Genomic DNA, 23,832 nt, shown 5'->3' on the forward strand with positions numbered 1-23,832 from the left:
TTCCTCCTTAGCTCAGTTGGTAGAGCGACGGACTGTTAATCCGCAGGTCGCTGGTTCGAGCCCAGCAGGAGGAGCCACTTTCAAGAAGCCAAGTCGAAAGACTTGGCTTTTTTTGTTCCTATCTCAAAATAATCACTTCTAAACACAAGTGCATCTACTGCATTCGTTTCATATATTACTTATTGCCTTGATTAAGTCGCCCTGACCTCAAAATTGCTGCTTGTGAGGTTAGCCAGAAGGCTCGCGCAATGCAGTCGAAGAGAATGGGAAGCAGCAAAGTGGCGTCGTTTCTGAGAGTCATAACAGCACTCAAAGCCTAGCAAAATTAACTAATGAGCTAGAAAGCTGGGTAAGCAAGTTTACTGTTAAGCACTAATTCGGCTTGGAGTAGCAAAAAGCGCGCCTCTTCACGCGCTTTTTTGTTGTCTAAACTGGACTATTTCCCCGCTCAGAGCATATAACGCCTGTTGTCCTCTATACATTTAATATCCCAAATGGACAAAAACAGCCCATTAAGTATAGAAAAACAACAAACGATATTTTTTTTGCATTTTAATGTTGACCTAAAGCACGAAAAGCCGTTTAATACACCTCGTCGCCCGGATAGCTCAGTCGGTAGAGCAGAGGATTGAAAATCCTCGTGTCGGTGGTTCGATTCCGCCTCCGGGCACCACAATTTACTTGTTGGTGTCTAAGACAACAACATGAAAAGAAATATAGTGCGCCGACTTAGCTCAGTAGGTAGAGCAACTGACTTGTAATCAGTAGGTCACCAGTTCGATTCCGGTAGTCGGCACCATTTCTTTTCTTAATGGACAATTCCTCCTTAGCTCAGTTGGTAGAGCGACGGACTGTTAATCCGCAGGTCGCTGGTTCGAGCCCAGCAGGAGGAGCCACTTTTAGTGTGCCGACTTAGCTCAGTAGGTAGAGCAACTGACTTGTAATCAGTAGGTCACCAGTTCGACTCCGGTAGTCGGCACCATTTATTTTATTAGGAAGCTATCTTCTTAATCGAATAATTCCCCCTTAGTTCAGTTGGTAGAACGGCGGACTGTTAATCCGTATGTCGCAGGTTCGAGTCCCGCAGGGGGAGCCATATTTAAGAAGCCAAGTCGCAAGACTTGGCTTTTTTCGTTTTTAACTGCGACTTACTTGTACCAAGTAAATGTCTCAGAGCTAGCCGCCCGCGTTGAGCCCCTACAGGGGCGCCATATTAGAAAAAGCCTCATCACACGATGAGGCTTTTTCTTTTCTACTGATCCTAGTTTGCCCCAATCCAATGCCTCCAACCTAACCAGCCACGATGAAGCCCCCCCCCCATTCTTACTAAATCCGAACCCGTAGTGGAAAAAGCCACCTTCACTTCCTATATTTACTCCATAATATTTATAAGGAAATATCATGGCTAGGAAGCAACTGTTTGTCATTGCTGCGGAAATATCTGCAGAGCTTAATCGTGGTGTGCTGATAGCAAAACAACTCCAACTGGTCGCAAGTAATGCACGGGCTTTAGCATTGCGCGCTGGGGAAAGTGCCGCAGGTTTCCACCCCATCACAGATTCGATTGATGAGTTAGTCCGCCTTACCCTTAACGCCTCAAGTAGCATCAACCTAAAAGCGCAAAAACTAAGCCAAATTGCTACTGCTGAAGCACGTTCACGCACTGTTCTTGGTCACTTTGAAACCGTCTACACTCGCTCTGAAAACGCCACCTACCTCCACAGCCTAGATGCCACACGATCTCAATGCTATAGAGAGGCAGAGCAACTTAACCAGACCTTTAATCAAGGTTCTAAAGAGCTTAATACCCAACTCAATATTCTCCATAGCGAGCTTAGAGTCGCCCTAATCATCTCAACACTACTTAGCGTTGAGGCTTCTCAAGTTGAAGAGCGCTTTAAAGGACAACTTAACGCCATTGCGGAAAGTGTCCAAGAGTCTGCGGAAGCAATACGCAACCATGTTCTTCAATCCCTCAAGCTGTTTTCATTACTCGAGTAAAGGAATGCTATGCAATCAAAAGTGTTATACAGAGACGATCAACACCGCTGGATAATGTTTGCCCGTGATCCACATAAGCCAGAAAAAATCATCGACACCAATCAATACATGATCGTCAACAATCAGCAGGCCATTCTGCTTGATCCTGGTGGTATCGAAATGTTCTCTTCGATGCTGAGTAGTGTCGTCAAAGAGGTGCCTACTGATCACATCAAATATTTGTTTGCCTCTCACCAAGATCCCGACATTATTTCCTCTCTTGGTTTATGGGACAAAGCACTACCTAGCGCGATCTTATACTCGCCTTGGTTATGGGAAGGGTTCATTCGTCACTTCGGTATGGAGTCCATCACGTTTTCACCGATCAAGGATGAGGGTGGGCATTTATCTCTCGCAGGTATCGATATCGAATTTATTCCCGCCCACTATATGCACTCATCTGGCAACTTTTCTGTGTATGACCGTAAAGCCAAGATACTCATGTCTGGCGATATAGGCGCTGCGCTCGACGTACCAAACGCTCCTTTATTTGTCGAAGATTTTGAGGCGCACATTCCTAAAATGGAATATTTTCATCGTCGCTGGATGCCATCCAATAAAGCCAAAAGCGCTTGGATTGAGCGCGTACGTGATCTAGAGATAGATATGATATGCCCACAGCACGGAGGGATATTTAGAGGTGATAATGTTCAGTGCTTCTTAGCTTGGCTCGATGAATTGGATGTTGGAATTGCAGTGTAAGGCTCTAAAGCAAAAAGCCAGTCGCTTACACGACTGGCTCTCTATTGTTCTAATGCGTATTAGTTAGCGATTAAGCTTTAACACCCTGCTGCTGATTCAGCATCGCTACTTCTTTGTCCAAAGATTCTAGCTTAGCTTTCATCTGTTCACGACAAGTATTCGCAAGTTCACGAATGTTTTCTTTAGCGTATTCATCAACCTGCACTGGTGGTAACATTTCCACTATCACATGACCATTGTTCCAACGGTTAAGCTTAATTCCGCGCGTAGAGCTACATACAATGGGAATAATCGGCAACTTGGCGCCGATTGCTGCATGGAAAGCTCCCGTTTTGAACGGTAGTAATCCGCGACCACGTGAGCGCGTCCCTTCTGGAAACATCCATACCGACACGTCGCTGTTATTCAAGTTATCAACGACCTGATCAATAGTGCCTTTCGCTTTAGAACGGTTAGCACGGTCGATAAGAATATTACCCGTTAGCCAGTAAAGCTGACCAAATAGAGGCATCCAAGCGAGGCTCTTCTTACCTACCGTGACCACTTTAGGTGTCACAGCAGATGAGACAGTAAATAGATCCCAGTTATTCTGGTGGTTGGCGATATATATATGCTGACCACGTTTGTAAGCATCTTCAGGGATTCGTAATTCAAGCTTAATACCAAACACTCTAGACATCTTTCCGAAATAACGCCCAAAGGTAAACACGTGCTTTGGATTACGTGGGCTTAATAAGCAGTAGCCACAGCCAAACACAAACATCACAATTGCAAATATCGCAACAGCCAATACACGTAATAGTGCAATCATTGTGGTTCTCCAAAATAGAGAGTCAAAATTCAGTAGAGCAGACTCTAACTGATCTATCATTCATAAAAAAGCCGAAACTCGCGTTTCGGCTTACAAGCGTTAGCTGATTCTATCTCTAATCACGAAAACGTTCAATATTTGCGCCGAGTACAGACAGCTTGTCTTCAATCTTGTCGTAACCACGATCTATATGGTAGATGCGATCAACGATGGTCTCGCCATTAGCAATACAACCAGCGATAACTAAACTTGCTGAAGCTCTCAGGTCAGTTGCCATTACCTGCGCGCCGCTTAATTCGTCCACGTCGCCACAAATAACAGTATTACCTTCAATCTCTGCCTTAGCGCCCATACGCATCAGCTCAGGCACATGCATAAAGCGGTTCTCGAAGATATTTTCAGTAATGACACCACCGCCTTTTGCCATCAGGTTAAGCAGCGTGAATTGAGCCTGCATATCCGTAGGGAAGCCTGGGTGAGGTGCAGTGCGAACTGTCACAGCTTTTAGGTCTCTGCCCGTCATATCGACAGTGATCCAGTCTTCACCTGTATCAACCAGTGCACCGGCTTCTTCTAACTTAGCGAGTACCGCTTCAAGCAAGTGCGCTTTCGTATTGCGACAAGTTACTTTACCGCCTGATACCGCTGCCGCGACTAGGAAAGTACCCGTTTCAATACGATCTGCAACTACAGAGTGCTTACCACCACCTAGGCGCTCTACGCCTTCAATTGTGATCGTATCTGTCCCTGCGCCAGAGATTTTTGCACCTAGCTTGTTAAGGAAGTCCGCAGTATCGACGATCTCAGGTTCGCGAGCGGCATTATCAAGCACTGTTTTACCTTCAGCCAGCGTTGCCGCGCACATGATAGTGATCGTCGCACCCACACTCACTTTATCCATTACGATGTGAGAACCTTTGAGGCGACCATCAACATGAGCTTTAACGTAACCGTCTTCAAGCGTGATTGTCGCACCAAGCTGTTCTAGGCCATGAATGTGCAGATCAACCGGGCGAGCACCAATTGCACAACCACCAGGTAATGAGACCTGGCCTTGACCGAAGCGCGCCACTAATGGGCCTAAAGCCCAAATTGAAGCACGCATCGTTTTAACTAAGTCGTAAGGTGCACAGTATTCATTAATGCAGCTTGGATCGACATGAACAGAGCCATTGCGCTCGACTTTAGCACCGAGTCGCTCTAGTAGCTCCATAGTTGTGTCGATATCACGCAAGCGAGGCACATTGGCCACTTCAACTGGCTCTTCAGCCAAGATAGACGCAAATAAAATTGGCAGTGCAGCGTTTTTTGCACCAGAAATGGTTACTTCACCTACAAGAGGTTTGTTAGAACCCGTAACTCGAAACTTTTCCATTATTAAACCTTACAGTGACATCAACTTCTTATCACGAGCCCACTCTTCTGGAGTGAATGCCTTGATAGAGACGGCGTGGATGTCATTTCTTTGGATGTATTCCATCAGTGGAGCATAAATTAGCTGTTGTTTTTTAACGCGACTCATTCCATCGAAACAAGCATCAACAGCAACTACTTCATAATGACTGCCTTCGCCTTTGACGTGCAGCTCTTCTAATTTCAGTGCTTCGTTTAAGATCTGTTGTACTTTTGCGCTATCCACAATTCACCCCTGTAGTATTTTTTAAATGCCCAGCAATGAGTTCATCGACATTGCTCAACTGAAATAATGTGCGCAGTTGTTCCGGCACGAAACTGAACATTATATGACAGTTTTGTTTTTTTGCATTCTCAATTAGATGAATTAGCATCACCATTCCGGCAGAGTCTATTCGTGTCAACCCTTCTAGCGAGACTTCTATCTGCTCGCTCGGTAATGAAGTTGCTTGAAGAGATTGCCACAACAAAGGGACAGAGTCTCGATTAAGATCACCTGTTAGCGAGTACTGACTATCATGATGATGTTGCCATTTAGGTTCCACCATTAAGACTTACTCTCAATTCGAATCGGCTGTTTAGCTAGACCTTCAAGCTCTTGAGCCACCGATAAAATACCCTCTTGACGAAGCTTAGCACTCCACTCTGACTGCTTGCTAGACAGTAGGCTAATTCCTTCAGCAATCATATCAAATGCTTGCCACTCGCCACTTTTCTTGTCACGACGTAGCTTAAATTCCAACTTGATATTAGGTCGTGGAGAATCAACGATATCAACCTTGATGCTAGTAATACTCCTGTTCGAATTTAGCTTTGGCTCTGGGCCAAACTCAATCGTCTGATCAGTATATTGAGTCAATACTTGAGCATAAGACGTCACCAAGTAGGAGCGAAATGCGACGATAAACTGACCAACATCCTCTCGCTTCGCCCCTTTTAGATTAGGGCCAAGCAATTTAAGTGCTGCGTACTTCTCATTGACGTATGGCATTAGCTCTTCATCAACGATCACTTTTAGATAATCTGGGTTTTGCTTAACCTTACCCTGTTCTGCCTTAAGTCGTGCAAAAGTATGCTCTGATACTTGCTTCATCATTAGATAAGGCTGAGTCTTATCAATTTGTTCCGCAGAGGCACTAAATGCCAAAACAATTGAAAACAGAGTAAGTACTAACTTTTTCCACATAATCTTCTTCCTACTCTTGTGAGCCACCAACGCTATATAATACTTGACCAATTAAATCCTCGAGTACCAAAGCAGATTTGGTGTCTTCAATATAGTCCCCTTCCACCAGCATTTGTTCATCTTCAAACACAAAGCCAGGCGTTAAGCCAAGGTACTGTTCACCAATTAGACCCGAGGTTAAAATCTTCACGCTCGATGTCTCTGGGAATTGGTTATATGTACTGTTAATTGCCATTGTCACAATAGGCAGTAAAGACTCACTATTCAGACCAATATCAGTCACTCGTCCCACGACCACCCCGCCTACTTTTACTGGGGAGCGCACTTTAAGACTGCCGATGTTATCGAACTCAGCCTTGAGAGTATAAGTATCATTGGAGCCAAGCCCCTTTACGTCAGCAACTTGAAAAATCATCACCAGAATTGCGCAAATTCCAGCGAGAACAAAGCTACCAACCCACAATTCAGTCTTTCGAGTTTGTTGCATGATTAGTTCCCAAACACCATTTAATTACCAAACATCAAGGCCGTTAGTACGAAGTCTAGACCAAGAACAGCCAAAGAAGAGTGGACCACCGTGCGAGTCGTTGCTCGACTTATCCCTTCTGAAGTCGGGATCGCATCGTATCCATTGAAAAGAGCAACCCAAGTCACCGTGATCGCGAACACTAAGCTCTTGATCATGCTGTTGCCGATATCTTGTCCAAGCTCGACAGAGGCTTGCATCGCCGACCAGAAGCTACCGTGATCGATACCTTTCCAATCCACACCAACAAGCTGCCCTCCCCAAATACCAACCGCCATGAATATCATTGCCAGCAGTGGCATCGAAATCACACCAGCCCAAAAACGTGGTGCAATGACTCGCTTAAGAGGATCAACGGCCATCATTTCGAGACTGGACAATTGCTCAGTCGCCTTCATTAGACCAATTTCAGCTGTCAATGCCGAACCCGCACGACCTGCAAAAAGCAAAGCGGTAACCACAGGGCCCAGTTCTCGTAGCAACGACAGTGCAACCATTTGGCCCAAAGCACCTTCAGCACCGAAATCAACCAATATGACATAGCCTTGTAGACTCAGCACCATGCCGATGAAGAGACCTGACAAGACAATAATAATCAGTGACTGAACACCAACACTGTAAAGCTGTTTGACCAACAGAGGTAAGTTCTTGATTGGTTGTGGCTTACTTGCCAATGCTCCAAACAGCATTAAACTCGCTCGGCCAAAGGACTCACATACTGCCATACTACGGCGGCCAACCGAGGCGACAAAGTTCGCTAAGCTTGCCATTATGAGAAAAGCTCCGTAGCTAAAGGTTGAGACGGAAAACGAAACGGTACTGGACCGTCTGCATCCCCTTTAAGAAATTGCTGTACTTGCGGATCGGTATTGGCCTGCAGTTCATCTGGAGTACCACTGGCGATCACTTTGCCATTGGCCAAGATATACACCCAGTCTGCAATACTCATAACTTCTGGCACATCATGGGAGACCACGATTGACGTTACACCGAGTGCTTGATTAAGGTTGCGGATCAGCTCCACCAGCACGCCCATAGTTATCGGATCTTGGCCAACAAAAGGCTCATCAAACATGATCAAGTCTGGGTCGAGTGCAATTGCTCGAGCTAGAGCCGCTCGTCTTGCCATACCACCAGACAGCTCACTAGGCATTAACTGAGCAGCCCCTCGAAGCCCTACCGCTTCTAATTTGAGTAGCACTAAGGTTCGTATAAGAGACTCATCTAACTCAGTATGTTCTCGCAGTGGGAAAGCGACATTGTCAAATACAGATAAGTCGGTAAACAATGCTCCTGACTGAAACAGCATGCTCATCTTTTTGCGCTGTTGATAGAGTTTTTTACGACTTAAAGTTGGGATATTGCTACCATCAAACCAAATATCACCACTTTCAGGGGAAATTTGGCCACCAATAAGGCGCAACAAGGTTGTTTTGCCAATCCCAGACGGGCCCATGATCGCAGTCACTTTACCTTTAGGCACACGTAAACTGACGTTATCAAAAATCTTACGCTCTCCACGAGAAAACGTAAGCTGTTTTATGGTAACTAAGTCTTCGGATTCCATGCTGGACTCATATTTGTTCCCTTAAGAATGGGCAATCATAAGCACATTCAATTAGAATTTAAAGCACTGTTCAATTAATTGTGAGTTATTCGAATTACGGCGCAATAGCCCGTATACTCTGACTTAGTCTCATCTATTACGCATTTGGTTAACAATTAATTGAATGAACTGCTTTTCTTTTTACCCTCAAACCGTCAAAATTAACGGTTAAATTCTCTCGTTGTATATTGATTAGGAATCATCATGCTTGAAGCCGTTGTGTTTCTTATAATTGGATTGGTATTTTTGGTGTGGAGCGCCGACAAACTCGTCTTCGGTGCTGCAGCTCTTGCCCGTAACATAGGTATTTCCCCTCTTGTTATTGGTATGACCATCCTCGCAATGGGCTCTTCAGCGCCAGAAATGATGGTTTCAGCGACAGCGGCGCTCGACGGAAAAACAGATACTGCTGTCGGGAACGTGTTAGGCTCTAACATCGCTAATATAGCGCTTATTTTAGGTATCACTGCATTAATTAAGCCCCTTTCTATTAGTTCTGGCGTACTTCGTCGTGAGCTACCACTAATGATTGGTGTGACTATTCTGGCCGGTGTACTACTGTGGGATAGCCACTTAGGTTTCTACGAGGGCGTCCTGCTGTTCGCTCTTTTTGCTGCTTTTATCCTCACTATGCTGAGAATTAGCCGTAATGAAAAAAAGAATGGCGACGCATTTATTGAAGAGCAAGAATCGGAAGTCCCAGAAGGTGTTAGCAATGCTAAAGCGGCGATGTGGGTGGTTATCGGCCTGATTATCTTACCATTAGCTGCAGGCGAGTTGGTTGATAATGCCGTCATCATCGCTCAATACTTCGGTATGAGCGATCTAGTAATAGGTTTAACCATTATCGCTGTTGGCACTAGCTTACCAGAACTTGCGGCCTCACTTGCCGGAGTCATGAAAGGCGAAGATGACATGGCGGTCGGCAACATCATCGGCTCGAACGTGTTCAATATTCTTGCGGTGATGGGGATTCCTGGCATTCTAAACCCTTCGATTTTAAGTGAGTACGCCATGGGGCGTGACTTTTGGGTCATGTTAGGCGTATCACTACTGCTGGTCGCTATGGCGCTCGGAAAGTCGCGTAGCATTAACCGTTTTGAAGGTGCAGCTCTTTTTTGCTGCTTTATTGGCTATCAGGCCTACTTAATTATGAACATGACCGCTTAACCCCTTTCGGAGTTCTGTATGTTTGACTATCGCTCTGCGGCACTAGAAGTATTAAAAACCGAGATCGCGGCACTAGAACAGCTCGACCAATATTTAAACCAAGATTTTATCAAGACGTGTGAACTTATCCTGGCTAATAAAGATGGCAAGGTTGTAGTCATGGGGATGGGTAAATCAGGTCACATCGGCAACAAAATTGCCGCAACACTCGCAAGTACCGGTACTTCTTCCTTTTTCGTTCATCCCGGTGAAGCCGCTCATGGTGATCTGGGTATGATTGAACCTGGTGATATTGTTTTGGCAATTTCCAACTCTGGTGAGTCAGGAGAGATATTAGGCCTATTCCCAGTATTAAAGCGCCTCAATATAAAAATCATCAGCATGACAGGCAAGCCAAAGTCGAACATGGCAAAACTGGCCGATGTTCACCTGCAAATAACAGTGCCAAAAGAGGCCTGTCCGATACAGCTTGCGCCTACTTCAAGTACCACCGCAACACTGGTCATGGGCGATGCTTTAGCAATGGCTCTGATGCAAGCGCGCGGTTTTACTGCTGAAGATTTTGCTCTTTCCCACCCAGGCGGTGCATTAGGTAGAAAATTGCTACTTAAGTTGTCTGATATCATGCACACGGGTGAAGATTTGCCATTGGTCACACCAAGTACTGTCGTTCGTGATGCATTGCTAGAGATCAGCCAAAAAGGACTTGGCATGACAGCTGTGGTAGATGACCACCAGCAACTGATTGGAATTTTCACCGACGGTGATTTGCGCCGTACCTTGGATAAGCGCATCGATATACACACCTCCCTCATTGGTGAAGTAATGACAGTTAATCCAACCACTGCAACGCCGAATATGCTTGCGGCTGAAGGGTTAAATTTAATGCAGGATAAAAGCATTAGTGGCTTGATTTTATGCGACAATGGCAAGGTAGTCGGCGCACTGAACATGCATGATTTATTAAAAGCTGGAGTGATGTAATGTCGAAAATGATTGAAACTTTATATCAACCAGTGGAACAATCCATTCTAGAAGTTGCCAAAGAGATTAAGTTACTGATCTGCGATGTGGATGGCGTCTTCTCTGACGGCCTAATATACATGGGCAACAATGGTGAAGAGCTAAAGACATTTCACACTCGTGATGGCTACGGCGTAAAATCGTTAATGAATGCAGGAATTGAAATCGCCATTATCACTGGCCGACGATCACAAATTGTCGAAAACCGAATGAAGGCGCTCGGTATCAAGCTGATCTATCAAGGCCAAGACGATAAAATCAAAGCCTATCAGGATATTTGTACCAAGCTCGATATCGCACCTGAGCAAACTGGCTATATTGGTGATGACCTAATTGATTGGCCAGTGATGGAGCAAGTCGCTTTAAAAGTATGTGTGGCTGATGGACACCCGTTACTAAGGCGTCGAGCAAATTACGTGACCTCTATTCGAGGTGGACATGGAGCAGTAAGAGAAGTCTGCGACTTAATTCTACAAGCACGAAACGAACTCGATGTTCACAAAGGTCTAAGTATATGAGTCTATCTCGTATTGGATATCTCATCCTGGCGTTCATAATATGCTGGTCTGCTTACTATCTTTTCGATAAGCAGCAGAGTTATGATATTCAGGTAGAGCCAGATACAGAGCTCCCGATGTTTAGTGGTGAAGGTCTAGTTAACACCTCGTATAACGAGGAAGGCATTCGCAGCTATGTAATAACATCGGTTAACCTCGATCACTTTGCAAGAAGTGGCGACACGATTTTTTATCAACCAGTCCTTAAAGTATATAAGGAAGGCACCACTCAAGAGTGGGAAGTGACAGCAGTCCGCGGTGTTTTAAGCCAAGATCATGTTTTGACGCTCTATGAAGACGTTTTAGCGACAAACTTATTACCTGATTCTGGTTTTGACACCCTGTCCACTGATGTAATGAATATTCAGTTAGACAGTCGCGACTTTTGGGCCGATAACCAAGTAATTATGGTTGGGCCTCAATTTGAAACAGTAGGGCAAGCAATGACGGGGAATTTCGCCGACAATCACGCTACCCTCTACAATCAAGTACAAAGTAGATATGAAACTCTCACACCTTAGTCTGATTTCTTGTTTATTACTGTCTAGTCAAGCAATGGCGTTATCAACCGACCAAGACCAACCGGTTTATATCGACTCTGATAGCCAGCAGCTAGACATGCAGAGCAATAAAGTTACTTTCCTTGGTGACGTAAAACTCAAGCAAGGTAGTATCAATATCAATGCTGACAAAGTTATTGTCCTCCGTGATCCTAAAGATGGTTCAATTCAAGAAATTGAAGGATACGGTGATTTAGCAACTTTTTCGCAATTAACCGATGACGGAAAAACGCTATACGGCGAAGCCAAAGAGCTGTACTACGTTATGGCTGATGATCAGTTAACCATGATAGATGAAGCGATGCTTTCTCAGGATGACAGCGTGATTCGCGGCACTAAAATTCGCTACAAAATCTCATCGCAAAAGCTGATTGCTGACGGTAAAGAGAAAGGTGATCGCGTCTCGACCGTACTTCAACCACAAGCAGTACAAGAATAATTATGGCAATACTTAAAGCTGAGCACTTAGCGAAGACTTATGGTAACCGCACAGTAGTTACCGATGTAAGCTTACAAGTGGAATCTGGCCAGATTGTTGGCCTATTGGGCCCGAATGGTGCAGGTAAAACCACCTCCTTCTATATGATCGTAGGACTGGTCGCGCGTGACCAAGGGGCGATTACCATTGATGGGGAAGATATCAGTATCTTACCAATGCACAGTCGTTCGCGTATGGGGATTGGCTACCTTCCTCAAGAAGCATCTATTTTCCGCAAACTGTCGGTTGAAGACAACATTATGGCGGTTTTGGAAACACGTGAAGAAATGACACGCGAAGAACGCCAAGATAAGCTAGAGGATTTGTTAGAAGAATTCCACATTCAGCACATACGCCACAGCGCAGGTATGGCATTATCAGGTGGTGAACGTCGCCGTGTGGAAATCGCTCGTGCGTTGGCAGCAAATCCTCAATTCATTTTATTGGACGAACCTTTTGCTGGTGTTGACCCAATCTCCGTTATCGATATTAAAAAGATTATCGAACATCTAAGAGATCGCGGTTTAGGCGTATTGATCACCGACCACAACGTTCGTGAAACACTCGATGTGTGCGAAAAAGCTTACATTGTAAGCCAAGGTCACCTCATCGCAGAAGGTACGCCAGACCAAGTACTGAACAACGAACAAGTGAAACAAGTTTATCTCGGCGAGCAATTCCGTCTATGATTAAAGGGAAGAACGATAAGATTCTCCAGCATTAAGGCAAGTAATACTGAATGAAACCCTCATTACAACTCAAGCTAGGACAGCAGTTAGCGATGACGCCTCAATTGCAGCAAGCAATTCGCTTGTTGCAGCTGTCAACGCTCGATCTTCAACAAGAAATTCAAGAAGCTTTGGATTCAAACCCGCTACTCGAGGTTGAAGAAACCAGTGATGAGCCGTCTGGAGATGAAACTAACCGCAATGAAGAGAAAGAGTCGGCAGTCGAACCTGTTGAATCGGCAGAGCCAGAAGTAAAAGACAGCTCTGATCTGATCGAAAAATCTGAAATCAGTAACGATCTTGAAATTGATACCACTTGGGAAGATGTCTACAGCGCTAACACAGGCAGCACTGGCATCGCTCTTGATGATGATGCTCCAGTGTACCAAGGTGAAACGACTCAATCGCTGCATGATTACATGATGTGGCAGTTAGATCTGACTCCATTTAGTGAAACAGACCGCACCATAGCTCTCGCTCTGATCGATGCGATAGATGACTATGGCTATCTAACCGTATCAACCGAAGATATCCTCGAGAGCTTCAACAACGAAGAGATTGAGATCGAAGAAATTGAAGCCGTACGTAAGCGTATTCAACAATTTGATCCCTTAGGTGTCGCCTCCAATAACCTACAAGACTGTTTACTGCTCCAACTTGCCACATTTCCAGAAGATACGCCTTGGCTCGCAGAAGCCAAGTTAGTACTTACTGATCACATTGACCAACTAGGTAACCGTGATTACAAGCTAGTCATAAAAGAGACTAAGCTAAAAGAAGCAGAGCTACGTGAAGTACTCAAGCTGATTCAACAGCTTGATCCTAGACCAGGAAGCCGCATAGCACCTGATCACGCTGAGTATGTCATCCCAGACGTGTCCGTATTTAAAGATCATGGCAAGTGGGTAGTGACGATTAACCCTGACTCAGTACCAAAACTTAAGGTCAACCAGCAATATGCGGCACTGGGTAAAGGCAATAATGCTGATAGCCAGTACATTCGCAGTAATCTGCAAGAAGCCAAATGGTTAATCAAAAGCTTAGAAAGTAGAAACGAGACGTTGCTCAAAGTTGCTAAGTGTATTGTTGAACATCAACGCGATTTCTTTGAGTATGGTGAAGAAGCCATGAAGCCAATGGTGCTTAATGATGTTGCTTTAGCTGTCGACATGCATGAGTCCACCATTTCTAGGGTGACTACGCAAAAATACATGCATACCCCTCGTGGCATTTTTGAACTGAAGTACTTCTTTTCAAGCCATGTCAGTACTGATAATGGCGGAGAGTGCTCATCCACTGCAATCCGTGCGCTAATTAAGAAGCTTGTTGCTGCAGAGAACAGCGCAAAGCCACTCAGTGATAGCAAGATTGCAGCTCTACTCGCTGACCAAGGGATTCAGGTCGCTCGTAGGACGATAGCGAAATACCGAGAGTCTTTAGGAATAGCCCCTTCAAGTCAGCGCAAACGCCTGCTTTAGGCATACAACCGAGAAGGAAAGTCTATGCAAATCAATATTAATGGCCACCACGTTGATCTAACCGATTCAATGCAAGACTACGTAAACGAAAAGTTTCAAAAGCTCGAACGCTTTTTTGACCACATCAACAGTATTCATGTTGTATTAAAAGTTGAAAAACTCCGTCAAATCGCGGAAGCTACCCTTCACGTAAATCAAGCTGAAATTCATGCTTCTTCAGATGATGAAAACATGTATGCAGCGATCGATTCGCTCGTCGACAAACTTGTTCGACAGCTCAACAAGCACAAAGAAAAGCTAAACGCCCACTAAAACCATGCAACTAAGCGAAATCCTTACATTGAACTGCACGAAAAGTGCAGTTCAATGTACTAGTAAAAAACGAGCCCTTGAAATGATCAGTGAACTTGTCGCTGAGCAAACAGGGCAAAGCTCAACCGAACTTTTTGAATGCATGCTCAGTCGCGAGAAGATGGGCAGTACTGGCATTGGAAATGGAATAGCCATTCCCCATGCTCGTATGCAATCCAGCGATAAAGCAGTCGCAGTCTTACTGCAGTGTGAAGCTCCTGTTGAGTTTGACGCCATTGACAATCGCCCTGTCGACCTACTTTTTGCTCTACTCGTGCCAGATGCACAATGTAAAGAGCACTTAAAAACTCTTTCAAGCATGGCAGAACGTCTAAGCAACAAACAAGTTCTTAAACAATTGCGTAAAGCTCAGTCAGATCAAGAGCTTTACGACATAATGGTTAATCAATAATGCGCCTTATCGTTGTTAGCGGCCAATCCGGTGCAGGCAAAAGTGTTGCTTTACGCGTACTGGAGGATCTTGGTTATTACTGTGTCGATAATCTTCCTGTCGACATGCTCCAAGCATTCGTTAAATCAGTAAAAACCAGCAAGCAAAATGTCGCCGTTAGCATTGATATTCGCAACTTACCGAGTGAACCTAACCTGGTCGAAGCGGTATTAACTAAGCTCAAAAAAAGTTCAGATGTCAGCGTACTGTTTTTAGATGCCAACAAAGAGACACTTCTAAAACGCTACAGCGAGACTCGTCGTATTCACCCATTGTCACTCAGTATTGAAAACACCTCTTTAGAGCAGGCGATAGAAAAAGAGCGCTGTATTCTATCTCCACTTAAAGAGCATGCAGACTTAGTGATCGACAGCAGTAACCAATCACTGCATGAGCTAAGTGAAACAGTACGTATGCGCGTTGAAGGACGTGAACGCAAAGACTTGGTCATGGTCTTCCAGTCATTTGGGTTTAAATATGGCCTGCCAAGTGACGCCGACTACGTGTTTGATGTGCGCTTTCTACCTAATCCTCACTGGGAGCCGGCTCTAAGGCCACTGACAGGTTTAGATGCGCCAATCAAATCCTTCTTAGAAAGCCATCAAGAAGTGATGGACCTCAAGCAGCAAATTCAAAAGTTCATTGAGCACTGGTTGCCAATGCTTGAGAAAAACAATCGCAGCTATCTTACCGTCGCAATTGGGTGCACAGGTGGTAAACATCGCTCCGTCTACTTAACTCAGCAAATCGGCGAATACTTTGCAGAGATGGGACATCAAGTACAAATTCGCCACACGTCATTAGAGAAAAATCATAAGGAATAGTTTATGCAGCAGCAAAGCCGTACTGTCTTAATCCAAAATCGTTTAGGTCTCCACGCTCGCGCTGCTGTAAAATTGGTCGAACTGGCTCAATCCTTTGATGCCATTCTTACTATTCAAAACCATGAAGGCAAAGAAGCTACCGCCGATAGTGTTATGGGCCTATTAATGCTTGAGTCAGCACAAGGTGAGCATGTCACTATCAGCGCTGAAGGCAGCGATGCACACCCTGCACTCGAAGCTGTTTGCCATCTTATCGAAGACAAGTTTGACGAAGACGAGTAATTCGCCAACGAAATACCACTAAATTACCTTCCTTCACATTAACTTATTAAATACATTCTAAAATTAAGTTACTATTCACAGCATTGTAAGCATAGAGAGTCAGGGGGAATGAATGGCAGAGCAAATAGAATTCGATCAAGCTCACCAAGCCCTCCAAGAAGTAACCGAAGCTCTAGAAAATGGTCGTTTTGTCCATGTCCGTCGCCAACTGCAAGACATGGAACCAGAAGATATTGCCCATCTCTTAGAAGCCTCTCCACGCAAAAGCCGTGAAGTTCTTTGGCAACTCACCGATCCAGAAGACTACGGTGAAATTCTTGATGAATTAAGCGAAGACGTTAAAGATGATCTGGTGTCCAAAATGGCGCCGGAGATGCTTGCTGAAGCAACGGAAGGTATGGAAACCGATGACGTAGCCTACGTACTCCGAAGCCTCCCAGATGATGTTTCTCGCGAAGTATTGTCACAAATGGATACTGCTGAGCGTCTTTTGGTTGAAACCGCCCTTTCTTATCCAGAAGACACTGCCGGTAGTTTGATGAACACCGACGTTATCACCATTCGTGGTGATGTCGATGTCGATGTTGTTCTTCGTTATTTGCGTATGAAAGGAGAACTTCCAGAAGCTACTGATGCTTTATACGTCATTGACGAAGAAAACCGTCTGATTGGTGAACTGCCCATCACGACACTGCTAACCACTCAGCCTGATGTTAAGATCAGTGACGTCATGGAAGATGCCGATGAAGCCATTGATGTCACTATGAGCGACTCTGACATTGCCAGCCTGTTTGAACGTCGCAACTGGGTATCAGCCCCTGTTATTGATGAGAACCAACACTTGGTTGGTCGTATCACTATCGATGACGTAGTCGATGTTATCCGTGAAGACGCTGAACACTCAATGATGAGTATGGCAGGTATGGATGATGACGAAGATACCTTCGCCCCCGTGGTAAAATCAGCGCGTAAACGCAGTATCTGGCTAGGTGCCAACGTTCTCGCAGCCCTTGCTGCGGCATCTGTATCAAACATGTTTGAAGCAACGCTTGACCAAATGGCGGCGATTGCTGTCTTGATGACCATAGTCCCTTCTATGGGCGGTGTCGCGGGTAACCAGACCGTAGCGCTCGTAATTCGCGGTCTAGCACTTGGTCACATCGGTGATTCCAACAAACGTGAACTGCTGATGAAAGAGGCTGCTATCGGCCTATTGAACGGTATTATGTGGGCACTGATTATTGGTGGTATCGTTGTCGCTTGGAAAGGAAATTGGATGTTAGGTGGTATTATTTCAGCGGCAATGCTGACCAATTTACTGGTCGCAGGTGTTGCCGGGGTAACCATCCCTATTCTACTCAAGAAAATGAACATCGACCCTGCACTGGCTGGGGGTATGGCACTCACAACCGTTACTGATGTTATCGGTCTATCTGTCTTCCTTGGACTCGCAACTATCATGATTTAATCAGACTTTCAGAGACTAAAAAGCGCAGCTTATAAGCTGCGCTTTTTGTTTCTTTGTTTATAACTAGTTAAGGTTGGGCCCTAACCATTTCTCTGCTTCAAGCACATCCCAACCTTTACGATCCGCGTAGCTTTGCGCTTGATCCTGCTGGATCTGAGCGATGGCAAAGTAACGAGAGTCTGGGTGAGAGAAATACCAACCAGAAACAGACGCGCCTGGCCACATTGCATAACTTGTTGTTAGTGACATATCTATTGTCTCTTCAACTTTAAGTAGCTCCCATAAGCTGCCCTTCTCAGTATGCTCTGGACAAGCTGGGTAACCAGGAGCAGGACGAATCCCCTGATACTTCTCACGGATCAGCTCATCGTTCGATAAGCTCTCATCTGCAGAGTAGCCCCAGATTTCTTTACGTACCTGTTCATGTAAGTACTCAGCAAACGCTTCAGCTAAGCGATCGGCCACCGCCTGAATCATGATAGCGTTATAGTCGTCTCCAGCCGCTTTATATTGGTCAGAAAGTTCGCGCTCACCAATACCACCCGTCACTGCAAACGCGCCAATCCAGTCCTTCTTACCTGACTGTTTAGGGGCAATATAATCAGATAAGCAGTAGTTGAAGCCTTTTGGCTTTTCAGTTTGCTGACGCAGGTTATGCAGCACTTTAGCCACTTCAGTGCGCGACTCATCGGTATAAACTTCAATGTCATCACCAACACTTGCAGCAGGGAACAGTGCACACATACCGCGTGCTTTAAGTAGCCCTTCTTTCTCTACTCGGTCTAGCAGATCGTTGGCATCTTTGAACAGGCGCTTCGCTTCTTCACCCACTTCTTCGTGCTGAAAAATCGCTGGATACTTACCTACAAGCGACCAAGTCATAAAGAAAGGAGTCCAATCAATGTAGTTACGCAGTGTTGCGACATCAAAATCATCAAATACATGAACACCTGGCTTGGCAGGCTCTGGAGGAGTGTAACTATGCCAGTCAATTGCGACTTTGTTAGCACGTGCTTGTTCGAGAGTCACAGGCTTAGTTCTTGGCTTTTTACGGTTATGCTGGTCACGAACGCGTACGTAATCGGCGTCGACTTTCTCGACGAAAACAGGACGTAGCTCATCCGAAAGAAGTGAGGTACATACCCCAACGGCACGGGAAGCGTTATTTACATATACAACAGGATGTTGGTAGTTTTGCTCAATCTTAACCGCAGTGTGGGCTTTCGATGTTGTCGCTCCCCCAATCAGAAGTGGCAGGTCAAAATCAAGACGCTCCATCTCTTTGGCCACATGCACCATTTCATCCAACGATGGCGTAATTAGCCCAGAAAGGCCAATGATATCAACCTTCTCTTCTTTCGCGACTTTAAGGATTTTTTCACAAGGAACCATCACACCGAGGTCAATGATCTCATAGTTATTACACTGTAAAACAACGCCAACAATGTTCTTGCCGATATCATGGACATCGCCCTTCACTGTCGCAAGAAGAATCTTGCCGTTCGTCGAGCCTGCTTGCTTAGAGGCATTGATATAAGGCTCTAAGTGAGCGACAGCTTGTTTCATTACGCGGGCAGATTTTACGACCTGAGGTAAGAACATCTTGCCTTCACCAAACAGGTCACCAACCACATTCATGCCGTCCATTAATGGACCTTCAATCACCTCTAACGGCTTGCTCGCATTAACTCGCGCCTCTTCAGTATCTTCAACAATAAACTCAGTGATACCTTTAACCAGTGCATGCTCTAAACGTTTCTCAACTGACCAGGTGCGCCATTCAAGTGCCGAGGCGTCTTCTTCTTTTCCGACGCCTTTACCAGCATATTCAGCAGCAATATCGAGCAGTCGCTCTGTACCATCATCGCGTCGATTTAGGACCACATCTTCTACCGCTTCACGCAACTTGTCGGGTACGTTGTCGTAAATCTCAAGCTGACCAGCATTAACAATCCCCATATCCATACCATTTTTGAAACAGTGATAGAGGAATACGGCATGGATGGCTTCACGTACATAGTTGTTACCGCGGAAAGAGAAAGAAACGTTAGATACACCGCCAGAGATCATCGCGTAAGGTAGGTCACGCTTGATGTCTGCCACTGCCTCGATAAAGTCTACCGCGTAATTGTTGTGCTCTTCGATACCAGTAGCAACAGCAAAAATATTCGGGTCGAAGATGATATCTTCAGGTGGGAAGCCAATATCATCAACCAAGATGTTATACGCGTTAGTACAGATTTCGAGTTTGCGTTCTCGAGTTTCTGCCTGGCCTAGTTCGTCAAATGCCATGACGATAACCGCAGCACCATAACGACGGATTAGCTTAGCTTGCTCAATAAACTTTTCTTTGCCTTCCTTTAGTGAAATTGAGTTAACGATACCTTTACCCTGAATGCATTTCAGGCCCGCTTCAATAACTTCCCACTTAGAGGAGTCGACCATGATAGGCACTTTAGAAATTTCAGGCTCAGAGGCACACAGGTTGAGGAAACGTACCATACATGCTTCAGCGTCAAGCATGCCCTCATCCATGTTGATATCGATGATTTGCGCACCGTTCTCAACTTGCTGACGTGCAACCTCTAGCGCTTCATCATAAAGCTCTTCTTTAATAAGACGTTTAAAACGCGCTGAACCCGTTACGTTAGTTCGTTCGCCAACGTTGACAAACAGGGTTTCTTTTTCGATCGTCAGTGGCTCAAGACCAGATAGACGACAAGCCGTGACAAGCTCTGGTAACGTTCGCGGTTTCACGTCTTCTACAGCGTTAGCCATTTGGCGAATATGCTCAGGCGTAGTACCACAGCAGCCACCAATTAGGTTAAGGAAGCCACTTTCTGCCCACTCTTTGACATGTAACGCCATATCTTCTGGTGATAAATCATATTCACCAAATGCATTGGGTAAACCTGCATTAGGGTGAGTTGAAACAAATGTTTCTGAGATACGTGAGAGCTCTTCCACATACGGGCGTAGCTCATCAGGGCCTAATGCACAGTTCAAACCAAATGAGATTGGATTGACGTGGCGAAGAGAGTTGTAGAACGCTTCGGTTGTTTGACCAGAAAGCGTTCGACCAGATGCGTCGGTAATCGTCCCTGAAATCATCACGGGCAGAGCGATACCTACTTCTTCAAATACACTGTCGACGGCAAAAGCACAGGCTTTAGCATTCAATGTATCAAAAATAGTCTCGATCAAGATTAAATCAGAACCACCTTTGATAAGTGCGCGAGTCGACTCTGAGTATGCTTCAACTAACTCATCAAAACTGACATTTCGGTAACCTGGATCGTTTACATCGGGTGAAATAGAACATGTGCGGTTAGTTGGCCCTAACACACCGGCAACATAGCGTGGCTTATCAGGCGTTTTCGCTGTCCATTCATCGGCGGCTTGTCGCGCAAGTTTGGCTGCTTCGAAGTTTATCTCTTCACTAAGGCTTTCCATTTCATAGTCAGCCATTGCAATAGTGGTTGCGTTGAAGGTGTTAGTTTCGAGAATATCCGCGCCTGCCTCTAGATATGCAGAATGAATATCTTTAATAAGCTGAGGCTGAGAAAGAACAAGTAAGTCGTTATTGCCTTTTAAATCGCAATGCCAGTCAGCAAAGCGCTCACCTCGATAATCTTGCTCTTCCAATTTGTAATCTTGAATCATGGTGCCCATACCACCATCGATCAACAAGATACGTTGTTTTAATTGAGCTTCAATCTGTTGCCTTACATTACTTCCCACGGTACAGCCTCATTCCTTTAGTTATCACTCCATCCTATCACAGATCAAAAAGGAGTCTAGACGTCTAAAAGAGTTAATTGATGACTTAGTTATGACAAAAAAGTGTTTGCTATTTATACATAGTAGGCAGAAAATTCCTATTCATAATTTGTTACATGTCGAGATTCCAATGTCGGTCTATTACACACTCTGCTTCTTATCCGCAGCTGCTATGTTGATTGCTTTTGTAAACAGCAAGATAGGTAAAATGCAAACTACTATCGCCATTACTGCAGGGTCGATGATGCTATCGCTTTTGATCCTAGTCGCTGGCCAAAACGATTGGTTTCATTTGTCAGAAATTGCATCAAACACAGTTGCTAGCATCAACTTTGAAGATTTTCTGCTTAAAGGCATCTTAGGCTTTCTTCTGTTTGCCGGTGGTTTGGGTATCAAATTACCAAACCTCAAAGATCAAAAGTGGGAAATCACCGCTCTAGCACTTGGCGCAACACTATTCTCGACTTTCTTTATCGGCTTTGTGCTCTATGGTTTTTGTCAGTTCATCGGCATCCAGTTCGACTTAGTCTACTGTCTACTGTTTGGTGCTCTTATTTCACCAACTGACCCGATTGCTGTCCTTGCTATCGTTAAAAAGCTAGATGCTCCTAAACGCATCTCGACTCAAATAGAGGGCGAGTCTCTTTTTAATGATGGATTCGGCTTGGTTATTTTTGTCACCATTTTTACCATCGCATTTGGTACTGAAGCTCCTACCGTTGGCAGTGTAACCCTACTCTTTATCCAAGAAGCACTAGGCGGCATCTTATACGGCTTTGCTTTAGGTCTATTGTTCCATTATCTCATCAGCTCAACAGACGACCATTCAATGGAGTTACTACTGACTATTGGTATACCAACGGCTGGTTATGCCTTCGCCGAAGTTCTGCATGTTTCTGGACCATTAGCTATGGTCGTGTCGGGGATAATGATTGGTAACTGGACAAGATTCATCGGTTTCTCCAAAGAGAGTGAAGATCACCTAGATCACTTCTGGGAACTCGTTGATGAGTTCCTAAACGGAGTTCTATTCCTCCTGATCGGTATGTCAATGCTGCTGTTTGAATTCCATAAAGAAGACTGGATTCTAATGGCTTTCTCAGTCCCTCTGGTATTATCAGCCCGTTACCTAAGTGTATTCATGTCATACATTGGCTTTAAACGTTTCCGTAAGTATAACCCTTGGTCAGTCAAGATTCTTACTTGGGGTGGGCTAAGAGGTGGATTGGCGTTAGCAATGGCGTTGTCAATTCCGTCTGGTATCTGGGTCATTCAAGATAAACTGATCGATGTAAAAGAGATTGTCCTAGTCATGACCTACTCGGTAGTGGTGTTCTCCATCTTAATCCAAGGCTCAACCATTACTCCCATAATCGAAAAAGCCAAGCTCGCACAAAGAGAGATGGATTCCGAAAATAAAGAAGCAGAGCAAGAATAGGATTTTCGAAACATCTATAACGTGAAGGCAGCTAACAAAGCTGCCTTTTTAGTATCTAGAGCTTTTGGATCATGGGTAACCTAGAGCTACTTGTGAGTATTTTCCGTGACTGGTTTCATCCTCGATTTACATGGTTTGTTTACGATAATACTAGAAAGTGCAACGCATAAGGTGATGACTGGAGCCTCCATAAGCCCTGCAGAGATGTAACAGGTGTCGCAATAATAGAAGGTCAGCAGCTGTGTTGGACAACGATACTAGGATGCGGGAACGGACTTCGTCCTACGGAAAACTGGAAAGCTGGAAAACTGGAAAACTGGAAAACTGGAAAACTGGAAAACTGGAAAACTGGAAACGATAGAAGGGTAGATACCTAGTGTCCACTCTCCTTTTACTGCTGTCGTCCTCAAGATCGAGGGATGCGTGAGTTGGAGATCTCTTCTAGCGAGTTGATAACCTTGAGAGATTCCCTACTCCTTCCTCCGTCAGTCTATGGAATGACAGTTTACCTCTCGAAGAACGCTGTCCATCTTAGGCTCTCAACCCGTAACACTCCAGCAGGGCGAAGCCCGATCCCGTTTTCCCGAAACGAAGTGTTCCATAGGGCGTAGCCCGTTCCAAAAGCTTAGCGCTCCCGAGGACGCAGGCCGTTCCACTCCCTTCCTTTAAACGCAAGAAGCCCGTTGCGTCAGCAACGGGCTTCTAAAACGACGAAAGCCTAGTCGTTAGACTAGGCTTTCTAAATAAGTGGCTGACGGCGGGAACGCCTAGTTCGGGCTTGCGGGCAACCGGGACTCGTTCCCTGAAAGGGAAAACTTCTTCGCCTTAAAACGACAAAACCCAGTCCGAAGACTGGGTTTCTAAATAAATGGCGGAGCGGACGGGACTCGAACCCGCGACCCCCGGCGTGACAGGCCGGTATTCTAACCAACTGAACTACCGCTCCGCACTGGTTAGACT

Annotated in this window: 23 protein-coding genes, 7 tRNA genes and 1 pseudogene; 21 read left to right on the forward strand and 10 right to left on the reverse strand. The window is 45.2% G+C overall.

Annotated elements, in window-relative coordinates; genetic code table 11:
- Position 1 precedes the first annotated feature (1 nt).
- The 8 genes and pseudogenes from APB76_RS13955 to APB76_RS13995 all read left to right on the forward strand — a co-directional run bounded on the left by APB76_RS13955 (position 2) and on the right by APB76_RS13995 (position 2,742).
- Positions 2-77 (forward strand) — tRNA-Asn (locus APB76_RS13955).
- A gap of 520 nt (positions 78-597) precedes the next feature.
- Positions 598-673 (forward strand) — tRNA-Phe (locus APB76_RS13960).
- Positions 674-723: 50 nt separating this feature from the next.
- Positions 724-799: transfer RNA gene (locus APB76_RS13965), tRNA-Thr, on the forward strand.
- A 21-nt stretch (positions 800-820) separates the two neighbouring features.
- A tRNA-Asn gene (locus APB76_RS13970) sits at positions 821-896 on the forward strand.
- Positions 897-906: 10 nt separating this feature from the next.
- A tRNA-Thr gene (locus APB76_RS13975) sits at positions 907-982 on the forward strand.
- 38 nt (positions 983-1,020) lie between these two features.
- Positions 1,021-1,096: transfer RNA gene (locus APB76_RS13980), tRNA-Asn, on the forward strand.
- A gap of 305 nt (positions 1,097-1,401) precedes the next feature.
- A pseudogene (locus APB76_RS13990) lies at positions 1,402-2,069 on the forward strand (chemotaxis protein).
- On the forward strand, positions 2,011-2,742 hold the full coding sequence (locus tag APB76_RS13995) for an oxygen-binding di-iron domain-containing protein (RefSeq protein WP_049845515.1): 732 nt from the start codon (positions 2,011-2,013) through the stop codon (positions 2,740-2,742). The pseudogene APB76_RS13990 and the gene APB76_RS13995 overlap by 59 nt, the downstream one beginning before the upstream one ends.
- A gap of 70 nt (positions 2,743-2,812) precedes the next feature.
- Here APB76_RS13995 and APB76_RS14000 read toward each other — a convergent pair whose 3' ends face one another.
- The 8 genes from APB76_RS14000 to mlaF all read right to left on the reverse strand — a co-directional run bounded on the left by APB76_RS14000 (position 2,813) and on the right by mlaF (position 8,245).
- Positions 2,813-3,553: a 1-acylglycerol-3-phosphate O-acyltransferase gene (locus tag APB76_RS14000; RefSeq protein WP_049845514.1), complete on the reverse strand. Its 741-nt coding sequence runs from the start codon at positions 3,551-3,553 to the stop codon at positions 2,813-2,815.
- Between the two features lie 115 nt (positions 3,554-3,668).
- On the reverse strand, positions 3,669-4,928 hold the full coding sequence (gene murA, locus APB76_RS14005) for a UDP-N-acetylglucosamine 1-carboxyvinyltransferase (RefSeq protein WP_049845513.1): 1,260 nt from the start codon (positions 4,926-4,928) through the stop codon (positions 3,669-3,671).
- Between the two features lie 9 nt (positions 4,929-4,937).
- Entirely contained in the window at positions 4,938-5,192 is a 255-nt protein-coding gene (gene ibaG / locus APB76_RS14010) for a BolA family iron metabolism protein IbaG (RefSeq protein WP_049845512.1), read from the reverse strand.
- A complete protein-coding gene (locus APB76_RS14015) occupies positions 5,185-5,514 on the reverse strand; it encodes an STAS domain-containing protein (RefSeq protein WP_049845511.1) in 330 nt (109 codons plus the stop codon). The genes ibaG and APB76_RS14015 overlap by 8 nt, the downstream gene beginning before the upstream one ends.
- Positions 5,514-6,152, reverse strand: a complete 639-nt coding sequence (mlaC, locus tag APB76_RS14020; protein ID WP_049845510.1) for a phospholipid-binding protein MlaC — start codon at positions 6,150-6,152, stop codon at positions 5,514-5,516. Before mlaC ends, APB76_RS14015 begins: the two co-directional genes overlap by 1 nt.
- Before the next feature lie 10 nt (positions 6,153-6,162).
- Complete coding sequence (mlaD, locus tag APB76_RS14025; protein WP_049845509.1) at positions 6,163-6,639, reverse strand: outer membrane lipid asymmetry maintenance protein MlaD; 477 nt, start codon at positions 6,637-6,639, stop codon at positions 6,163-6,165.
- Positions 6,640-6,659: 20 nt separating this feature from the next.
- Positions 6,660-7,448, reverse strand: a complete 789-nt coding sequence (gene mlaE / locus APB76_RS14030) for a lipid asymmetry maintenance ABC transporter permease subunit MlaE (RefSeq protein ID WP_049845508.1) — start codon at positions 7,446-7,448, stop codon at positions 6,660-6,662.
- Positions 7,448-8,245 carry a phospholipid ABC transporter ATP-binding protein MlaF gene (gene mlaF / locus APB76_RS14035; protein ID WP_049845507.1) on the reverse strand — a complete coding sequence of 266 codons (798 nt, stop codon included), beginning with the start codon at positions 8,243-8,245 and terminating at the stop codon, positions 7,448-7,450. The genes mlaE and mlaF overlap by 1 nt, the downstream gene beginning before the upstream one ends.
- Before the next feature lie 243 nt (positions 8,246-8,488).
- Between mlaF and APB76_RS14040 the strand changes: the two genes are divergently transcribed.
- The 12 genes from APB76_RS14040 to mgtE all read left to right on the forward strand — a co-directional run bounded on the left by APB76_RS14040 (position 8,489) and on the right by mgtE (position 17,654).
- The gene (locus tag APB76_RS14040) at positions 8,489-9,454 is read left to right on the forward strand and encodes a calcium/sodium antiporter (RefSeq protein ID WP_049845506.1); all 966 of its coding nucleotides are present in this window, start codon (positions 8,489-8,491) and stop codon (positions 9,452-9,454) included.
- An 18-nt stretch (positions 9,455-9,472) separates the two neighbouring features.
- Positions 9,473-10,438 carry a KpsF/GutQ family sugar-phosphate isomerase gene (locus tag APB76_RS14045; RefSeq protein ID WP_054963582.1) on the forward strand — a complete coding sequence of 322 codons (966 nt, stop codon included), beginning with the start codon at positions 9,473-9,475 and terminating at the stop codon, positions 10,436-10,438.
- Entirely contained in the window at positions 10,438-10,995 is a 558-nt protein-coding gene (gene kdsC, locus APB76_RS14050) for a 3-deoxy-manno-octulosonate-8-phosphatase KdsC (RefSeq protein ID WP_049845504.1), read from the forward strand. Before APB76_RS14045 ends, kdsC begins: the two co-directional genes overlap by 1 nt.
- Complete coding sequence (gene lptC, locus APB76_RS14055; protein WP_049845503.1) at positions 10,992-11,555, forward strand: LPS export ABC transporter periplasmic protein LptC; 564 nt, start codon at positions 10,992-10,994, stop codon at positions 11,553-11,555. The genes kdsC and lptC overlap by 4 nt, the downstream gene beginning before the upstream one ends.
- On the forward strand, positions 11,536-12,033 hold the full coding sequence (gene lptA / locus APB76_RS14060; protein WP_049845502.1) for a lipopolysaccharide transport periplasmic protein LptA: 498 nt from the start codon (positions 11,536-11,538) through the stop codon (positions 12,031-12,033). The genes lptC and lptA overlap by 20 nt, the downstream gene beginning before the upstream one ends.
- Positions 12,034-12,035: 2 nt before the next feature.
- The gene (gene lptB, locus APB76_RS14065) at positions 12,036-12,761 is read left to right on the forward strand and encodes an LPS export ABC transporter ATP-binding protein (protein WP_004748600.1); all 726 of its coding nucleotides are present in this window, start codon (positions 12,036-12,038) and stop codon (positions 12,759-12,761) included.
- 50 nt (positions 12,762-12,811) lie between these two features.
- A complete protein-coding gene (locus APB76_RS14070) occupies positions 12,812-14,278 on the forward strand; it encodes an RNA polymerase factor sigma-54 (RefSeq protein WP_049845501.1) in 1,467 nt (488 codons plus the stop codon).
- Between the two features lie 24 nt (positions 14,279-14,302).
- A complete protein-coding gene (gene hpf, locus APB76_RS14075) occupies positions 14,303-14,590 on the forward strand; it encodes a ribosome hibernation promoting factor (RefSeq protein ID WP_004748604.1) in 288 nt (95 codons plus the stop codon).
- A 4-nt stretch (positions 14,591-14,594) separates the two neighbouring features.
- Positions 14,595-15,041 carry a PTS IIA-like nitrogen regulatory protein PtsN gene (gene ptsN / locus APB76_RS14080; RefSeq protein ID WP_049845500.1) on the forward strand — a complete coding sequence of 149 codons (447 nt, stop codon included), beginning with the start codon at positions 14,595-14,597 and terminating at the stop codon, positions 15,039-15,041.
- Positions 15,041-15,904, forward strand: coding sequence for an RNase adapter RapZ (gene rapZ, locus APB76_RS14085; protein ID WP_054963581.1), 864 nt, complete (start codon positions 15,041-15,043; stop codon positions 15,902-15,904). The genes ptsN and rapZ overlap by 1 nt, the downstream gene beginning before the upstream one ends.
- A 3-nt stretch (positions 15,905-15,907) precedes the next feature.
- A complete protein-coding gene (locus APB76_RS14090) occupies positions 15,908-16,186 on the forward strand; it encodes an HPr family phosphocarrier protein (RefSeq protein ID WP_004409805.1) in 279 nt (92 codons plus the stop codon).
- 112 nt (positions 16,187-16,298) lie between these two features.
- Positions 16,299-17,654, forward strand: coding sequence for a magnesium transporter (gene mgtE, locus APB76_RS14095; RefSeq protein WP_054963580.1), 1,356 nt, complete (start codon positions 16,299-16,301; stop codon positions 17,652-17,654).
- Positions 17,655-17,717: 63 nt separating this feature from the next.
- Here mgtE and metH read toward each other — a convergent pair whose 3' ends face one another.
- Positions 17,718-21,395, reverse strand: coding sequence for a methionine synthase (metH, locus tag APB76_RS14100; RefSeq protein ID WP_054963579.1), 3,678 nt, complete (start codon positions 21,393-21,395; stop codon positions 17,718-17,720).
- 91 nt (positions 21,396-21,486) lie between these two features.
- Here metH and APB76_RS14105 point away from each other — a divergent pair, with 91 nt between their 5' ends.
- Entirely contained in the window at positions 21,487-22,872 is a 1,386-nt protein-coding gene (locus APB76_RS14105) for a cation:proton antiporter (protein WP_193395087.1), read from the forward strand.
- Positions 22,873-23,741: 869 nt separating this feature from the next.
- Here APB76_RS14105 and APB76_RS14110 read toward each other — a convergent pair.
- Positions 23,742-23,818, reverse strand: a tRNA-Asp gene (locus APB76_RS14110).
- Positions 23,819-23,832: the final 14 nt, after the last annotated feature.

This window comes from Vibrio bivalvicida, assembly GCF_001399455.2.
Classification (GTDB): Bacteria; Pseudomonadota; Gammaproteobacteria; order Enterobacterales; family Vibrionaceae; genus Vibrio; species Vibrio bivalvicida.

What these genes read in the sequence shown, in the direction of transcription:
- lptB (WP_004748600.1), top strand. Translation starts at nt 12,036, where the DNA reads ATGGCAATACTTAAAGCTGAGCACTTAGCGAAGACTTATGGTAACCGC.
- ptsN (WP_049845500.1), top strand. Translation starts at nt 14,595, where the DNA reads ATGCAACTAAGCGAAATCCTTACATTGAACTGCACGAAAAGTGCAGTT.
- mgtE (WP_054963580.1), top strand. Translation starts at nt 16,299, where the DNA reads ATGGCAGAGCAAATAGAATTCGATCAAGCTCACCAAGCCCTCCAAGAA.
- APB76_RS14015 (WP_049845511.1), bottom strand. Translation starts at nt 5,514, where the DNA reads ATGGTGGAACCTAAATGGCAACATCATCATGATAGTCAGTACTCGCTA.
- rapZ (WP_054963581.1), top strand. Translation starts at nt 15,041, where the DNA reads ATGCGCCTTATCGTTGTTAGCGGCCAATCCGGTGCAGGCAAAAGTGTT.
- hpf (WP_004748604.1), top strand. Translation starts at nt 14,303, where the DNA reads ATGCAAATCAATATTAATGGCCACCACGTTGATCTAACCGATTCAATG.
- APB76_RS14105 (WP_193395087.1), top strand. Translation starts at nt 21,487, where the DNA reads ATGACAAAAAAGTGTTTGCTATTTATACATAGTAGGCAGAAAATTCCT.
- APB76_RS14070 (WP_049845501.1), top strand. Translation starts at nt 12,812, where the DNA reads ATGAAACCCTCATTACAACTCAAGCTAGGACAGCAGTTAGCGATGACG.
- lptC (WP_049845503.1), top strand. Translation starts at nt 10,992, where the DNA reads ATGAGTCTATCTCGTATTGGATATCTCATCCTGGCGTTCATAATATGC.
- APB76_RS14045 (WP_054963582.1), top strand. Translation starts at nt 9,473, where the DNA reads ATGTTTGACTATCGCTCTGCGGCACTAGAAGTATTAAAAACCGAGATC.
- APB76_RS13995 (WP_049845515.1), top strand. Translation starts at nt 2,011, where the DNA reads ATGCAATCAAAAGTGTTATACAGAGACGATCAACACCGCTGGATAATG.
- murA (WP_049845513.1), bottom strand. Translation starts at nt 4,928, where the DNA reads ATGGAAAAGTTTCGAGTTACGGGTTCTAACAAACCTCTTGTAGGTGAA.
- APB76_RS14090 (WP_004409805.1), top strand. Translation starts at nt 15,908, where the DNA reads ATGCAGCAGCAAAGCCGTACTGTCTTAATCCAAAATCGTTTAGGTCTC.
- mlaF (WP_049845507.1), bottom strand. Translation starts at nt 8,245, where the DNA reads ATGGAATCCGAAGACTTAGTTACCATAAAACAGCTTACGTTTTCTCGT.
- kdsC (WP_049845504.1), top strand. Translation starts at nt 10,438, where the DNA reads ATGTCGAAAATGATTGAAACTTTATATCAACCAGTGGAACAATCCATT.
- lptA (WP_049845502.1), top strand. Translation starts at nt 11,536, where the DNA reads ATGAAACTCTCACACCTTAGTCTGATTTCTTGTTTATTACTGTCTAGT.
- mlaE (WP_049845508.1), bottom strand. Translation starts at nt 7,448, where the DNA reads ATGGCAAGCTTAGCGAACTTTGTCGCCTCGGTTGGCCGCCGTAGTATG.
- mlaD (WP_049845509.1), bottom strand. Translation starts at nt 6,639, where the DNA reads ATGCAACAAACTCGAAAGACTGAATTGTGGGTTGGTAGCTTTGTTCTC.
- APB76_RS14040 (WP_049845506.1), top strand. Translation starts at nt 8,489, where the DNA reads ATGCTTGAAGCCGTTGTGTTTCTTATAATTGGATTGGTATTTTTGGTG.
- mlaC (WP_049845510.1), bottom strand. Translation starts at nt 6,152, where the DNA reads ATGTGGAAAAAGTTAGTACTTACTCTGTTTTCAATTGTTTTGGCATTT.
- APB76_RS14000 (WP_049845514.1), bottom strand. Translation starts at nt 3,553, where the DNA reads ATGATTGCACTATTACGTGTATTGGCTGTTGCGATATTTGCAATTGTG.